Origin of the sequence: Mesorhizobium sp. B3-1-6, assembly GCF_006439555.1 — a bacterium.
Taxonomy (GTDB): domain Bacteria; phylum Pseudomonadota; class Alphaproteobacteria; order Rhizobiales; family Rhizobiaceae; genus Mesorhizobium.
In genome coordinates, this window is the sequence record NZ_VFTM01000015.1 from 80,038 (window position 1) to 92,241 (window position 12,204).

General features: G+C 64.5%; 15 protein-coding genes and 1 tRNA gene. 5 read left to right on the top strand and 11 right to left on the bottom strand.

What is annotated here, in order from left to right; translation table 11 throughout:
- Nucleotides 1-4: 4 nt before the first annotated feature.
- The 4 genes from FJ414_RS15325 to FJ414_RS15340 are packed head-to-tail and all read right to left on the bottom strand — an operon-like array spanning nt 5 to nt 2,515.
- Complete coding sequence (locus FJ414_RS15325; RefSeq protein WP_140645212.1) at nt 5-808, bottom strand: rhomboid family intramembrane serine protease; 804 nt, start codon at nt 806-808, stop codon at nt 5-7.
- Nucleotides 809-830: 22 nt separating this feature from the next.
- The gene (locus FJ414_RS15330; protein WP_140645213.1) at nt 831-1,412 is read right to left on the bottom strand and encodes a cob(I)yrinic acid a,c-diamide adenosyltransferase; all 582 of its coding nucleotides are present in this window, start codon (nt 1,410-1,412) and stop codon (nt 831-833) included.
- Nucleotides 1,413-1,431: 19 nt separating this feature from the next.
- Nucleotides 1,432-1,623: a twin transmembrane helix small protein gene (locus tag FJ414_RS15335; protein WP_140645214.1), complete on the bottom strand. Its 192-nt coding sequence runs from the start codon at nt 1,621-1,623 to the stop codon at nt 1,432-1,434.
- 25 nt (nt 1,624-1,648) lie between these two features.
- Nucleotides 1,649-2,515, bottom strand: coding sequence for an SDR family oxidoreductase (locus tag FJ414_RS15340; RefSeq protein ID WP_140645215.1), 867 nt, complete (start codon nt 2,513-2,515; stop codon nt 1,649-1,651).
- A 58-nt stretch (nt 2,516-2,573) separates the two neighbouring features.
- Between FJ414_RS15340 and FJ414_RS15345 the strand changes: the two genes are divergently transcribed.
- Nucleotides 2,574-3,425, top strand: a complete 852-nt coding sequence (locus tag FJ414_RS15345) for a YihY/virulence factor BrkB family protein (protein ID WP_140645216.1) — start codon at nt 2,574-2,576, stop codon at nt 3,423-3,425.
- Here FJ414_RS15345 and FJ414_RS15350 read toward each other — a convergent pair.
- On the bottom strand, nt 3,395-4,297 hold the full coding sequence (locus FJ414_RS15350; protein ID WP_140645217.1) for a DMT family transporter: 903 nt from the start codon (nt 4,295-4,297) through the stop codon (nt 3,395-3,397). The genes FJ414_RS15345 and FJ414_RS15350 overlap by 31 nt on opposite strands.
- 153 nt (nt 4,298-4,450) lie before the next feature.
- Between FJ414_RS15350 and FJ414_RS15355 the strand changes: the two genes are divergently transcribed.
- On the top strand, nt 4,451-4,738 hold the full coding sequence (locus FJ414_RS15355) for a hypothetical protein (protein ID WP_140645218.1): 288 nt from the start codon (nt 4,451-4,453) through the stop codon (nt 4,736-4,738).
- Here FJ414_RS15355 and gluQRS read toward each other — a convergent pair.
- Nucleotides 4,735-5,607, bottom strand: a complete 873-nt coding sequence (gluQRS, locus tag FJ414_RS15360) for a tRNA glutamyl-Q(34) synthetase GluQRS (protein ID WP_140645219.1) — start codon at nt 5,605-5,607, stop codon at nt 4,735-4,737. The genes FJ414_RS15355 and gluQRS overlap by 4 nt on opposite strands.
- A 91-nt stretch (nt 5,608-5,698) precedes the next feature.
- On the opposite strand from gluQRS, the gene FJ414_RS15365 reads away from it, so the two are divergent.
- Together FJ414_RS15365 and FJ414_RS15370 are read left to right on the top strand one after the other, a co-directional pair.
- Nucleotides 5,699-6,358, top strand: a complete 660-nt coding sequence (locus FJ414_RS15365; protein WP_140645220.1) for a DNA-3-methyladenine glycosylase — start codon at nt 5,699-5,701, stop codon at nt 6,356-6,358.
- Between the two features lie 111 nt (nt 6,359-6,469).
- Entirely contained in the window at nt 6,470-7,027 is a 558-nt protein-coding gene (locus tag FJ414_RS15370) for an HNH endonuclease (protein WP_027167440.1), read from the top strand.
- A gap of 409 nt (nt 7,028-7,436) precedes the next feature.
- Here FJ414_RS15370 and FJ414_RS15375 read toward each other — a convergent pair whose 3' ends face one another.
- Nucleotides 7,437-7,955 (bottom strand): disulfide bond formation protein B, encoded by a 519-nt coding sequence (locus FJ414_RS15375; RefSeq protein WP_140645221.1) that lies wholly within the window; start codon nt 7,953-7,955, stop codon nt 7,437-7,439.
- A 24-nt stretch (nt 7,956-7,979) separates the two neighbouring features.
- The gene (locus FJ414_RS15380; protein WP_140645222.1) at nt 7,980-8,567 is read right to left on the bottom strand and encodes a YqaA family protein; all 588 of its coding nucleotides are present in this window, start codon (nt 8,565-8,567) and stop codon (nt 7,980-7,982) included.
- 272 nt (nt 8,568-8,839) lie between these two features.
- On the opposite strand from FJ414_RS15380, the gene FJ414_RS15385 reads away from it, so the two are divergent.
- A tRNA-Leu gene (locus tag FJ414_RS15385) sits at nt 8,840-8,924 on the top strand.
- A 274-nt stretch (nt 8,925-9,198) separates the two neighbouring features.
- Here FJ414_RS15385 and FJ414_RS15390 read toward each other — a convergent pair.
- From FJ414_RS15390 to FJ414_RS15400, 3 genes are read right to left on the bottom strand one after another with little or no spacing between them, the layout of a single operon-like run.
- A complete protein-coding gene (locus tag FJ414_RS15390) occupies nt 9,199-10,398 on the bottom strand; it encodes an MFS transporter (protein ID WP_140645223.1) in 1,200 nt (399 codons plus the stop codon).
- Nucleotides 10,399-10,413: 15 nt separating this feature from the next.
- A complete protein-coding gene (locus FJ414_RS15395) occupies nt 10,414-11,802 on the bottom strand; it encodes an FAD-dependent oxidoreductase (protein ID WP_140645268.1) in 1,389 nt (462 codons plus the stop codon).
- Nucleotides 11,803-11,857: 55 nt separating this feature from the next.
- On the bottom strand, nt 11,858-12,178 hold the full coding sequence (locus FJ414_RS15400) for a metalloregulator ArsR/SmtB family transcription factor (RefSeq protein ID WP_140645224.1): 321 nt from the start codon (nt 12,176-12,178) through the stop codon (nt 11,858-11,860).
- Nucleotides 12,179-12,204 lie beyond the last annotated feature (26 nt).

Consider the following 12,204-nt stretch of genomic DNA (forward strand, 5'->3'; position numbering starts at 1 on the left):
CGGTTCAGTCGCGGGACGTCGCTGCTCCACGGCCCCATTGCGACGCCGGCTGGGCCGGGTCGCCAGCGGCCGGTTCGACAGGAACAGGCGGCTGCTGGACGTTGGGCGTCGGATCTGGCTCGCCGTCGGCGCCGGCCAGCAGCGGCACGCCGCGGCTGCGCAGCACCAGCACCAGGATCGATCCGGCGATGATGCCGCCGATATGGCAGGCCCAGGAGATCTGGTCCTCGCCGCCCGCGGCAAACATCACGATCTGGAACAGGATCCACAGGATCAGCGGAATGAAGGCCGGGATGCGCAGCGGAATGCGGGCAAAGGCCAGCACCCAGACTTTCACCCGGGGGTAGAGGATCAGATAGGCGGCGACGACGCCGGCGATGGCGCCGGAGGCGCCGATCAACGGCACCTGCGAATCCCAGGCCACCAGCCCCTGGAAGAAGGCGCCGGCGACGGCGCAGGCGAGATAGAAGATCAGGTAGCGTATGTGGCCGAGCGCGTCCTCGACATTGTCGCCGAACACCCAGAGAAACAGCATGTTGCCGCCGAGATGGAAGATGTCGGCATGCAGGAAGGAATAGGTAAGGTAGCTCAGGCTCTCGGGGATGACGACGAATTCGGGCGAGAGCTCGACCTTGTCGTGAACCACCGACGGGATGAAGCCGAGACCGAGAACCGCGGCATTGGTGAAATTTTCACCGCCAAGCGTGGTCGCCAGATAGACGAGCACGTTCGCCACGATCAGGCCGATCGTCACATATTGCAGGCGGATGTGGCGCAGCCTGTTGGTGTCGTAAAGCGGGATGAACATCGGACCCTCCCGCCCCCAAAGTTCAGCGGTTCTTGCCAGGCACCCATAGCACGTCGGCCTCTCCATTGTCATTGACCGCGCGGGCGGCGACGAACAGGAAATCCGAGACACGGTTGATGTATTTGAGCGCCTCGCGGTTGACATGCTCGGCCGGATCCTGCGCCAGCGCCACCATCAGGCGCTCGGCGCGGCGCGCCACGGTGCGGGCCAGATGGAGCGCGGCGGCCGCCGGCGTGCCGCCGTTTAGCACGAAGGATTTCAGCGGCCGCAGGCTTTTGTTGAGCGCGTCAATATCCTGTTCGACGCGGTCGGTCTGGGTGGCGACGATGCGCAGCGGCTCGTATTCCAAGGGCTTGCCATCGTCCGGCACGGCGAGGTCGGCTCCCAGATCGAACAGATCGTTCTGGATGCGCGACAGCATGGCGTCGATCGCGGGATGCGCCGCGCCGGTGTGAAGGCGGGCCATGCCGATGCAGGCATTGGCCTCGTCGACGGTGCCGTAGGCATCGACGCGCAGATCGGATTTCAGCCGCCGCTCGCCGGTGCCGAGCCCCGTCGTGCCGTCGTCGCCGGTGCGGGTGTAGATCTTGTTGAGCTTGACCACGCGATCCCCCTCAGCCGCGCTATTTGCGCGTGAAATAGACCACCAGCAACAGCAGCGCCAAGGCCACGGCCTGCAGCATGACGCGCGTCTGCATCAGCTTGTTCGAGGTGATGCCGGAGCCGCCGCGCATCATGTTGATCAGACCGCGGACCAGCACGATCACCACGGCGGCCATGGCGATGACGGCGAGGATCTTCAGGGTGATGAGCATCTGGCTGGCTCCGGTTCAGGTTCGGTCAGGCGCGCCTGGCGAGCACGCGATAAAGCAAGGATGCCGGCAAGACGCGTTTCAGCGCCACACCGATCCTGGCCGGCACCGTTACCACATAGTGCGGGCGCGGGCGCTGTGACAGAAGCGCGTGGCGCAACGCCCTGTGCACGATCTCCGGCCCTGGTTTCAGCTTCGACACGATGCCGCCCGCCTGAAGCCGGGCGAGCTGCGCCTGATAGTCAGCGCGGTGGACGGAATTCTCGACATCGATGTTCTTCAGGAACCAGGGCAGGCCGTTGCTGGCGATCTTCGACGTTACCGGTCCCGGCTCGATGAGGGAAAGGTGGATGCCGCTGCCTTCGAGCTCCTGGCGCATGCACAGCATCAGGCCTTCGATGGCGTGCTTGGAGGCCGAATAGGCGCCGCGGAAGCGGACCGGAGCCAGCCCGAGGATCGAGGAGCAGTGGACGAGCCGGCCGTGCCCCTGGCTGCGCATGACCGGCACGATGCGCCGGGTGAGATCATGCCAGCCGAAGAAATTGGCCTCGAACTGTTCGCGAAGTGCCGCGACCGGCAGGTCCTCGACGGCGCCGGGCTGGGCGTAGGCGCCGTTGTTGAACAGCGCGTCAAGCGTGCCGCCGGTACGCTCCAGCACCGCATCGACCAAGGCGGCGATGGATTCGGGCTCGCGATAGTCGAGATAGAGGGCCTCCAAACCGTCGGCCTCGAGCGCGGCGATATCGGCCGGCTTGCGCGCCGTGGCGAACACCCGCCAGCCTTCCGCCTTCAACGCCCGCGCGCAATAGGCGCCGATGCCGGAGGAGGCACCGGTGACGATGACGGTGCGCAACTCCTTGGCGGCGGGGCGCGTTGTGGGACCTGGGGTTGCCATTTGCCGCAATCCCTTCCCATATTCGCGGCGTCGACACAATCGAGCGGAGCGCGGGTCCTTGCTGCGGAATATCGTTGCCCTCAAGCGCGTGCTCTACGATGCAATTGGACATTTCAACACCGATGACGGCTGGGCGATGGCCAGCCATCTGGCGATCACCTCGCTGATGGCGTTGTTTCCGTTCCTGATCTTCGCCACGACGCTCGGCAGCTTCCTCGGGGCACGCGCCTTCGCCGACACGGCCGTGCATCTGGTCTTCGACACCTGGCCCGAGCAGATCGCCAAGCCGATCGCGCATGAGGTGCAGAACGTGCTCACCGTGCGGCGCACCGACCTTCTGACCTACGGCGTGCTGCTTGCGGCCTATTTCGCCTCGAACGGCATCGAGGCGCTGCGCACCTCGCTCAACCGCGCCTATCGCGTCACCGAGACGCGCGGCATCGTCCACCGCAGGGTACAGAGCATCATCTTCGTCCTGATCGCCACCGCCTGCTTCCTCGCCATCAGCGTGCTTCTGGTGTTCGCGCCGCTGCTCGCGCGGCTGGCGGAAGCGCATCTGGAATGGATCAAGCCCTATATGGGAACGATCACCATCTGGCGTTACGTGATCGCCTCGACGGTCATCGTCATCGGGCTGTTCTCGGTGCATATCTGGCTGCCGGCCGGCAAGCGCCGCTTCGTCTCGATCATACCGGGCATCGTCTTCACGCTGGTCGCCTGGCTGGTCGGGTCGACGATCTTCGCCACCTATCTCGACCATTTCTCGTCCTATGTGACGACCTATGCCGGGCTCGCCTCGATCATGATCGCGGTCGTCTTCCTCTACATCATCTCGGCGATCTTCATCCTGGGCGGCGAGCTCAACGCCGCGATCAGCCGCTATCTGGAGGCGCGCGCGCGCGTCGGTTGAACTCCGTTAGATCTGGCGGTTGCCAGGGCGACGCCGAGCGTGGCGATCGCCATGCCGGCGATCTGCAGCAGGTTGAGCCGCTCGTTGAAAAGCACCCAGGCGACGACCGCGGTTACGGCCGGCACGAGGTAGAACAGCGAGGCGACCTTAGACATCTCACCGTCCCTGATCATCACCATCAACAGGAATATGGCGCCGATCGACAGCACCAGGACCAGCCAGGCCATGGCGAAGATCAGCTCGCCATTGACGGTGACGGCGCGCGTCTCGAAAGCGAGCGAGCCCAGGATCATCACCGCGGAACCGCCGACATACTGCCACATCGTCGCCGACACCAGATCGCCGCCGGAGGCATAGCGCTTCTGCCAGATGGTGCCGGCGCTCATGCCGAGCACGGAGACGAGCGAAGCCGTCAGCGTCGCCGGCGTGACGCCGCCGCCAAGCGTGCCCAGCTTCGGCCAGAGCACGATGACGACGCCAAGCAGCCCGACCGCAAGGCCGGCCCAATGGCGCGGCAGGATCGCTTCGCCGAGGAATTTTCCGGCAAGCACCGCCGTGATCAGCGGCTGCAGGCCGACGATCAGTGCCGATAGACCCGCCGGCATGCCCCTGTGGATCGCCCAGAAGACGGCGCCGAGATAGACGCCATGCATGAGGACGCCGGCCACCGTTGCGTGCAGCGCCTCTTCGCGCGTCGCCTTGCGCGAGCCGAGCAGCACGGTCAGCCCCGCAAACAGAATCGCCGCCGTCACGAAGCGGATGGCAAGGAAGGTAAAGGGTTCCGCCCAGGGCATGGCATAGCGCGCGCCGATGAAGCCGGTCGCCCACAGAACGACGAAGGAGGCGGGGATGAACCGCTTGATGCTCTGCATGGGGGAGGCTGCCAGGATGAACGGTTGATGACGGCAATTGCTCTAAAGCCGTTCAATCCCGCAAGCAAAACGAAACGGTTGATCCATAAGCTAAGTCGAATTCAACAAACCGTGCCAAGAGGGGCATGGCGCGTGGTCGCGCCATGGTGAGGCATGTTTTTGCATCTCGACACGACCTGGCTTCTGTTCGCCTTCGCGATCATCGCCGCCTTCGGCTTCTTCTTCGGCACGGCGCTCGACGCGATCATGAAGGAGAGCGGCTTCGGCCCGACCGGCAATACGCTGCTGTTCATCTTCGGGTTTTTCGTCGCGGTGGCGGTCGCCAACAAGCATGGCATCAGCCTGAGCGATCTCAAGCTGGCGGTTGCCTGTGGGCTGGGCGGCGCCTTTGTCTTCATCAGCGTGCTGGCGCTGATCAAGGCTGGGATGGCCCGACTTTAATCAAGTCCGATAAGACGCCTGACGTCCCGTACCGGCACGCCCGCGTCTCGAAGCGCGGCAAGACCGGTGTCCTTGAAGCTCTTGGACAGTTTCCGGCCGTCCGGGCCAAGGATCAAGCGGTGGTGGAAATAGCGTGGCTGAGGCAGGCCGAGCAGTTCCTGCAGCAGGCGCTGCACCCCGGTCGCCGAATAAAGGTCCTGGCCGCGCACGACGTGGCTGACATCCTGCAGCGCGTCGTCGACGACGACGGCGAGATGGTAGCTGGTCGGGATGTCGCGGCGGGCGACGATGATGTCGCCCCAATCCTGTGGTCGTGCTGCGACGGTTCGCGTCGCCGACATCGTCTCATCGATGAACTCCGCCCATGACAGGCCGGCCGCGAAGCGCGCCATCGCCGCTTCGACGTCGAGCCGCCAGGCAAAAGGCATGTTCTCGGCAATCCGCCGCTTGCGCTCCCTGGCGGGCAACGCCTTGTCGAGCGGCGGGTAGAGCGGCACGCCGTCGGGATCGCGCGGCCAGTCGCGGCCGCCGGTCTCGGCGATGAAGGCGCGGATCTCGCCGCGGCTCATGAAAGCGGGATAGACGAGTTCCTCGGCGATCAAACGGTCGAGCACCGTGCGGTATTCGGCGAAATGCTCGGACTGGCGGCGCACCGGCCGCTCCCAGTTCAATCCCAGCCATTCGAGGTCGCGGAAAATGCCGGCCTCGAATTGCGGCGTGCAGCGGGCGACGTCGATATCCTCGATGCGCAACAGCAGGCGTCCGCCCGCTTGCGCCGCCATCCGCTGGTTGAGCAGGGCCGAGTAGGCGTGGCCGAGATGCAGTTCGCCATTGGGGCTCGGCGCGAAGCGGAATGTCAGGAGCGTCATCTTTCAGGCGGCATTCGGGTTGAAAGGCGCTTTTGCCAATTGGTATTTAGCTCTCCATTGCCACTTCGCGGGCGCCCTGGGAACAAGCAACGTGCAACGCATCGCCTCGCTCGACGACATTGCGGCAGGGCTCGACGCGCTCTGCCGGATCGATCCGCGGCTGGCGACCGTGCGCGGCAAAGCGGGCGAAGTGCCGCTTCGGCTGTCGGAGCCAGGGTTCAGGAGCCTCGCTTCCATTATCGTTTCACAGCAAGTTTCCCGCGCAAGCGCCGACGCCATCTTCGGGCGGCTGGTGAAATTGGTCGATCCGCTGACGCCACAGGGGATCCTTGCCGCCGGTGAAGGGATTTTTCGCGAGGCCGGGCTGTCGCGGCCGAAGCAGCGCGGGCTGCTCGCCGTCGCGCAAGCCGTGGCCGGCGGGCTCGATCTCGATCACCTGTGCACGCTGGACGCCGGCGAGGCGATCGCGGCTATGACGGCCGTGCCCGGCATCGGCCCATGGACGGCCGAATGCTACCTGCTGTTTGCCGCCGGCCATCCCGACGTGTTCCCCGCGCGCGACGTCGCTTTGCAGACGGCGGTTGGCCATGCACTCGGCATCGACCCGCGTCCGCCGGAGAAAATGCTTATCCGGCTGGCCGAATCATGGAGCCCGTGGCGGGGTGTCGCGTCGCGGCTTTTTTGGGCCTATTACCGGGAATTGAAGGGCAGGGATGCGGCGCCGCCTGTCGAAATGGCCAAAAAAGCATGAAAATCATGCGTTTTTGGCGGCTTCGGCGAGAGACAATCCGCTTCACATCCCTGTCATGTCGGGCTTACAGTATCCGCGCCGTTCGGTTCTAGAAGCAAGGAGGCGAAGGACGTGACGGTTGCCGTATCTCCGGATGGGCTTCCCGCGCTGGTGCTGAATGCGGACTACCGTCCGCTCAGCTATTACCCCCTGTCGCTCTGGTCGTGGCAGGACGCCATCAAGGCCGTCTTCCTCGACCGGGTCAACATCGTCGCCGAATACGAGCACGCCGTCTCCTCGCCGACCTTCTCGATGAAGCTGCCGAGCGTGGTGAGCCTGAAAGCCTATGTGAAGCCGTCGCGGCATCCGGCCTTCACCCGCTTCAACGTCTTCCTGCGTGACCGCTTCCAGTGCCAATATTGCGGCACGCCGGAGGATTTGACGTTCGACCATGTCATCCCGCGCCATCGCGGCGGGGCGACGACCTGGGAGAATGTCGTCGCCGCCTGCTCGCCTTGCAATCTTCGCAAAGGCGGCATGATGCCGGCCCAGGCCAAGATGTGGCCGCTGCAAAAACCCTATCAGCCGACGGTACACGACCTGCACAACAACGGCCGCCTGTTCCCGCCCAACCATCTGCATGAAAGCTGGATGGATTATCTCTACTGGGATGTCGAACTCGAACCTTAGAGTTCGGCAGAAATCCGCGAGCCCGGCCGTCTGCCGCAGCTTTCTGCGCTTCCGGTGCTCACGTAACCTGACAGACCGTGATTATCAGACACACCCTGATATCGGACCAACTCGGTCATCCCTACTTGTCAATGGCTTCGCGTTTAAGGACGGGCTTCCCCCGCTCCGTCGCTGCTTCGCAGCGCCACCTCTCCCCCCTCCGGAGGGAGAGGAAGGGAGCCTGCTTGAAGGAGCGCTGGCTACTAGGCTCGCGCCGTTCCTCTACCCCGTCGATCGGGGGAGAGGTGGCTCGGCGAAGCCGAGACGGAGTGGGGGGTCGACCTGGCTCGGACGTCGAAAGCAGCGCCATTCGACTCAGCCTGCCGAATTTTTGCTCGAACCCTGCGCCGCTGAATCCAATCAATCTCGCTCAATCCCGCGCGAGCGCGCTGCGGAAGGCGACGGCGGCGAGAATGAGGCTGGCGATGGCGTTCCAGCCGGCGAGCGACAGGCCGAGGATGCGCAGCGCCGCCTTGTCGCAGGAGGGCGGCACGAACTTGTCGAGCGCGTCGAGCACGCCCTTGCCGCCGGTGTCGACCGGGCCGGCGCCCGCGGTGCAGTCGGCCGGACCTTGCCACCAGGCCCATTCGACGCCCGAATGGTAGACGCCGAGATAAAGGCCGTAGAGCATCAAAAGGCCGCCGATCGCGAGCAGGCCGCGCGTCACCCAGGCTGGCGCGCGCAGCATCGAGGCGATCACCGCCAGCACCATCAGCGGCACGCCGATATAGTAGGGGGTGCGCTGCTCGAGGCAGAGGTGGCAGGGGATGTAGCCGCCGATATATTGGAAGGCCAGCGCCGAGCCGACGGTCGCCGCCATGGCGACGGCAAGAAAGAGCGCCGCGCGCGTGCGCTGGCGTCCGGTGTCGGCAATCATGGTCGCTGTCATCGATGGAGATCCGTTGTTGCGTCGCTATCCGTGGGCGTATCTGACGAGGATATAGAGCAAAATCAGGGCAGCGGCGCCGGCGCCGACAATCAATCCCAAACGCTTTTCGATGAACTCCCTGATCTCTTCGCCATAGCAGCGCAGCAGCCAGGCAAGCAGCAGGAAACGGGCGCCGCGCGCCACGATCGCCGAGACGATGAAGACCAAAAGATTGACGTGAAGCGCCCCGGCCAGAATGGTGACCACCTTGATCGGCGGCAGGTGCGCGGCGCCGGATGTGACGAGCAGCACCAGCATCAGCCCGGCGCCGGACGACTGCCATTTCTCGAACGTGGATAGGCCGCCGAAATGCTCCAGGATCGGGCGTGCTATCGTGTCGTAGGCATAGTAGCCGATCAGCCAGCCGGCTATGCCGCCCAGCACGGACGCAGCCGTAGCGGTCAGCGCGTAGCGATAGGCGCGTTCGGGCCGCGCCAACGCCATGGGCAGGAAGAGCACGTCGGCCGGTATGAAGAACACGGAGCTTTCGACGAAGGCGATGAAGGCCAGCCACCATTCGGCGGATTTCCGCGCCGCCAGCGACAGGGTCCAGTCGTAAAGTCCGCGAAGCATCGGCTCTCCTGATTTGGTTCCGAACGGCGGAGTGGTTTTCGGGCACCGGCATGCACGAAACAAGGACCCAAAGCGCCGCAGCCGGCGTTTCCAGCCAGACGCGATAAGTTTCGTTTCTCTAGAAAGATTTTACGCGCCGCACAATGGCGGCGCCCTTACGGAACCGTAAGGCGCGGTCCGGGCGCGGCTACCACTGGTAAATCGGCAACAGGCCAGTTGACGAAAGCCCGTCCAACCGTATAGTCCGCGCCCATCCAGGCCGCCCGGCCTGAGCCCCTATGGCGGAATTGGTAGACGCGCTCGACTCAAAATCGAGTTCCGCAAGGAGTGCTGGTTCGATCCCGGCTAGGGGCACCATCCTTCGCTCTGCGAGCTTCGGATGGCAGGCCATCTTCGCTCTGCGAGTTGGCAGGCTATCCTTCTCCAATCTTTTCGGGTTTTGACGACTGGCGCAGGCCGACGACGGCCAGCCTGCGCTTGGCGGTCAGAGCGAGTGCTTGTAGCCGATCGCGATGTTGAGCTTGTCGCCGGCGAGATCGTCGTTCGCGTCGGCGTCCTTGACGATGCCGGTGTCGTGCCAAGTGTAGCCGAGCGCAACGCTGGGAGTGACAACCCGGCCGGTCGCTATGCATTACTGCATCTGAACCTGCAGTGTTCGACGACGGAAGATCAGCCAGCCCAAGCTGCAGGCGAACCCGACGTTCAGCAACGCCAAAGCGGCGAGAGCTGCAAGGGTGCCATGAGGGCCGACTTGCTCCAACAACAACGCTCCCACGGACGGCGCTGCTGCCTGAGCGATCAAGCTGGGCATAGCGAGACGTCCCATGAGCCTCGCGTATCCCGCAGGGCCAAACAGAGCGAGCGGCAGCGTGCCCCGCGCTATCGTTTCGAGGCCGATACCAGCCCCGTAGAAGGCAAGCGCCACAGCCACAACCGGAATCCCTAGCCAGAGCGCACCAATGCCGATGGCGACGAATGTCACGGACGCGAACTTGGTCCAGATGGGATGATGGTAGCGGGCGATAAACATCTCGACAGCACGCGCCGACACTTGAGCGGGGCCGACGAGTGCCCCGAGCCCAACGGCGGCGGCGAGCGCCATGCCGCCGGCCTGCAAGATGGTGAGCAGATGAACTGACACCGTCGACGAAATGACCGCCGCCAACGTCAGCGTGGCAGCCAGGAGGACCATGATCGGAACTGAGGTCGCCGCAGAAGGGACCGCAGCCTGTGTCTTTCCCGGCCGGTCCGGGACGCTCGGCGGAGACACCCCACGCGGCAGCATTGCGAGATAGAGGGGGAGGGCGAACAACAACTGTACCGCGGCATAGACGAGGCAGGTGCCGCGCCAGCCCGTCTCGCCAATCAGGAAGGCCGAGATCGGCCAACAGATGGTGCTGGCGAACCCGCCGAACAACGAGAGGGTTGTGATAGCGGAGCGCGCGCCGTGCCCATAGAGCCGCCCGAGGGTGCCGAAGGCGGCGTCGTACAAGCCTGCCCCCATGCCAAGTCCCACAACGACCCATGCCGCGATGTAGGCGACGAGGTTCGGGGCGGCCGCAAGCCCGATCTGGCCGACGCCGATCGAGCACGCGCTGAACGCAAGCACGTTTCGGCCGCCGTGCCGTTCAATGGATGAGCCGACATGAGGCGAGATCAAGCCGGCGACGAGCAAGCCGAGCGACAATCCGCCAACGACCCAAGTCAGCGGCCAGCCAGTGTCGGCGGCTACCTTCGGTGCGATGACCGCCGGCAAGTAGTAGGTGGACCCCCAAGCCATGATCTGGGTCAGTCCAAGGACGGTTATGATCGTTCGCCGACTGCGCTCCATCGCGGTTTGGTTCGTTCATGCTGCTGCGCTGCAACCGCAGCCGCTCTTGCCAGCGGCTTTCGCTTCAGCGTCGGCGACACAACAGGCGTCAGCCTCGGAAGGAGCTGGGCCACCACAACACCCGCCACCCGTCGCGCGTATGGTTGAGGGAGGGACGGTGCAGACGCCTGTTTCGGGTAGCACCAGTTGCACGGCATCCGCAGCCGCCATCTCGCCAGCGAGGGCTGCCGCGACCGACCGTACCTGTTCATACCCGGTCAGCAGCAAGAAGGTCGGAGCGCGGCCGTAGCTCTTGACGCCGACAGTGTAGAAGTCGGGCTCGGGATGGCTCAGTTCGCGATGGCCGTGCGGGGGAACGTCGCCGCAGGAGTGCTCGTTGGGGTCGATCAGAGGCCCCAGCGCCTTGACGCTCTCAAGCCACGGGTCAAGGTCCAGCCTAAGTTCGCGCGTGAGGGAGAGATCGGGCCGCTGGCCGGTCGCGGCGATGATACGGTCAACAGGCCCCAGCACTTGTAAGCCGTCCCGCGTTTGACCTTCGACGGTCAGGCGGCCGTTTGAGCCGCGGATGGCCAGCGTTGCGAAGCCGGTGACCATCGTTGTGCCGCCACTTTCCACCAGCTCGCGAGCATCGGCACCCAGTTCGCCACGAGCGGGAAGCTGGTCGGCGTCTCCACCGCCGTAGATGCGAACAAGATCGGTACTGCGTGTCACCCAGAGAGAAGCGGTGCCCGGCTCGTCAGCAGCCAGTCTATCGAGTTCCAGCAGAGCGTTGGCGGCCGAAAGGCCGGAGCCAGCAACCAGCGTCGTGCGACCGGCATAGAGGTTGCGGTCGCGGCCGAGAATGTCGGGGATGCCGTAAGCGATCTTGTCAGCGAACTCCGCTTCACCCTCCGCCGTGATACCACCGCCCCCAAGTGGGTTTGGCGTCTGCCATGTCCCGGACGCATCAACGACGGCGCGCGCGCGATCGCGCCTGATCCCGTCGGCGGTCTTCACGACCAACATGAAGGGCCTTGCCTGTCGATCCTTGCTCAATACCTTGTCCGCACCCCAGCGGGAGATGCCGACCACGTTGGCGTTGGTCTCGATAGACGTTGAGAGTTCAGGCAGCTTTGCGAGCGGTTCAAGGTAGTGCGCAATCAGCTCGTCAGCGGTTGGGAACGCCTCAGGATCGGGCATCGTCCAGCCACTGCGCTCAAGAAGTCTTGCCGCCGTCCGATCCACACAGTAGCGCCAAGGCGTGAACACCCGAACATGACCCCAGTCGCGGAGATTGGTGGCGACTTCCGCGCCGGCCTCGTAGACCTTCACGGGGAGCCCACGCTGAACGAGCTGAACTGCAGCCGCCAAGCCGACCGGGCCGGCTCCGATGACGGCAACAGGGAGATCGTCATGGTCATTCATCGGCATTGTTTCCATCCTTCCGGGATCATCGAAATACGAAACAAAAAAATATGCGCTATGCCGCTGCTTCGCCCTCGAGGGCACCGCAAGCGGCGTCAGCGCAGCACTCGTCAGCCAGGAAGCCGATCAGCTCCCTCATGATAGGGTAGCTGGCCCGACAGATCAGGGTCGTTGCCTGCCGCTCCTGCGTCACGAGGCCGGTCAGAATGAGGCGATGCAGATGGTGGGACAGCGTCGAGGCCGCGATGCCAAGGCTGTCCTGCAAGTACCCCACGGGCCGGCCTGCTTCGCCGGCTCTGACCAGTGTGCGATAGAGCTTGAGCCGTGTCGGGTTGCCGATGGCTTCGAGCTGTTTTGCTGCTTGTTCGAGTTTCATGGAAATAACACTGCACCCGCCGCCGG

Bases quoted from the DNA above. Each gene is read 5' to 3' on its own strand.
- FJ414_RS15340 (WP_140645215.1), bottom strand. From the start codon at position 2,515: ATGGCAACCCCAGGTCCCACAACGCGCCCCGCCGCCAAGGAGTTGCGC.
- FJ414_RS15350 (WP_140645217.1), bottom strand. From the start codon at position 4,297: ATGCAGAGCATCAAGCGGTTCATCCCCGCCTCCTTCGTCGTTCTGTGG.
- gluQRS (WP_140645219.1), bottom strand. From the start codon at position 5,607: ATGACGCTCCTGACATTCCGCTTCGCGCCGAGCCCCAATGGCGAACTG.
- FJ414_RS15335 (WP_140645214.1), bottom strand. From the start codon at position 1,623: ATGCTCATCACCCTGAAGATCCTCGCCGTCATCGCCATGGCCGCCGTG.
- FJ414_RS15375 (WP_140645221.1), bottom strand. From the start codon at position 7,955: ATGACAGCGACCATGATTGCCGACACCGGACGCCAGCGCACGCGCGCG.
- FJ414_RS15355 (WP_140645218.1), top strand. From the start codon at position 4,451: ATGTTTTTGCATCTCGACACGACCTGGCTTCTGTTCGCCTTCGCGATC.
- FJ414_RS15395 (WP_140645268.1), bottom strand. From the start codon at position 11,802: ATGAATGACCATGACGATCTCCCTGTTGCCGTCATCGGAGCCGGCCCG.
- FJ414_RS15380 (WP_140645222.1), bottom strand. From the start codon at position 8,567: ATGCTTCGCGGACTTTACGACTGGACCCTGTCGCTGGCGGCGCGGAAA.
- FJ414_RS15400 (WP_140645224.1), bottom strand. From the start codon at position 12,178: ATGAAACTCGAACAAGCAGCAAAACAGCTCGAAGCCATCGGCAACCCG.
- FJ414_RS15390 (WP_140645223.1), bottom strand. From the start codon at position 10,398: ATGGAGCGCAGTCGGCGAACGATCATAACCGTCCTTGGACTGACCCAG.
- FJ414_RS15325 (WP_140645212.1), bottom strand. From the start codon at position 808: ATGTTCATCCCGCTTTACGACACCAACAGGCTGCGCCACATCCGCCTG.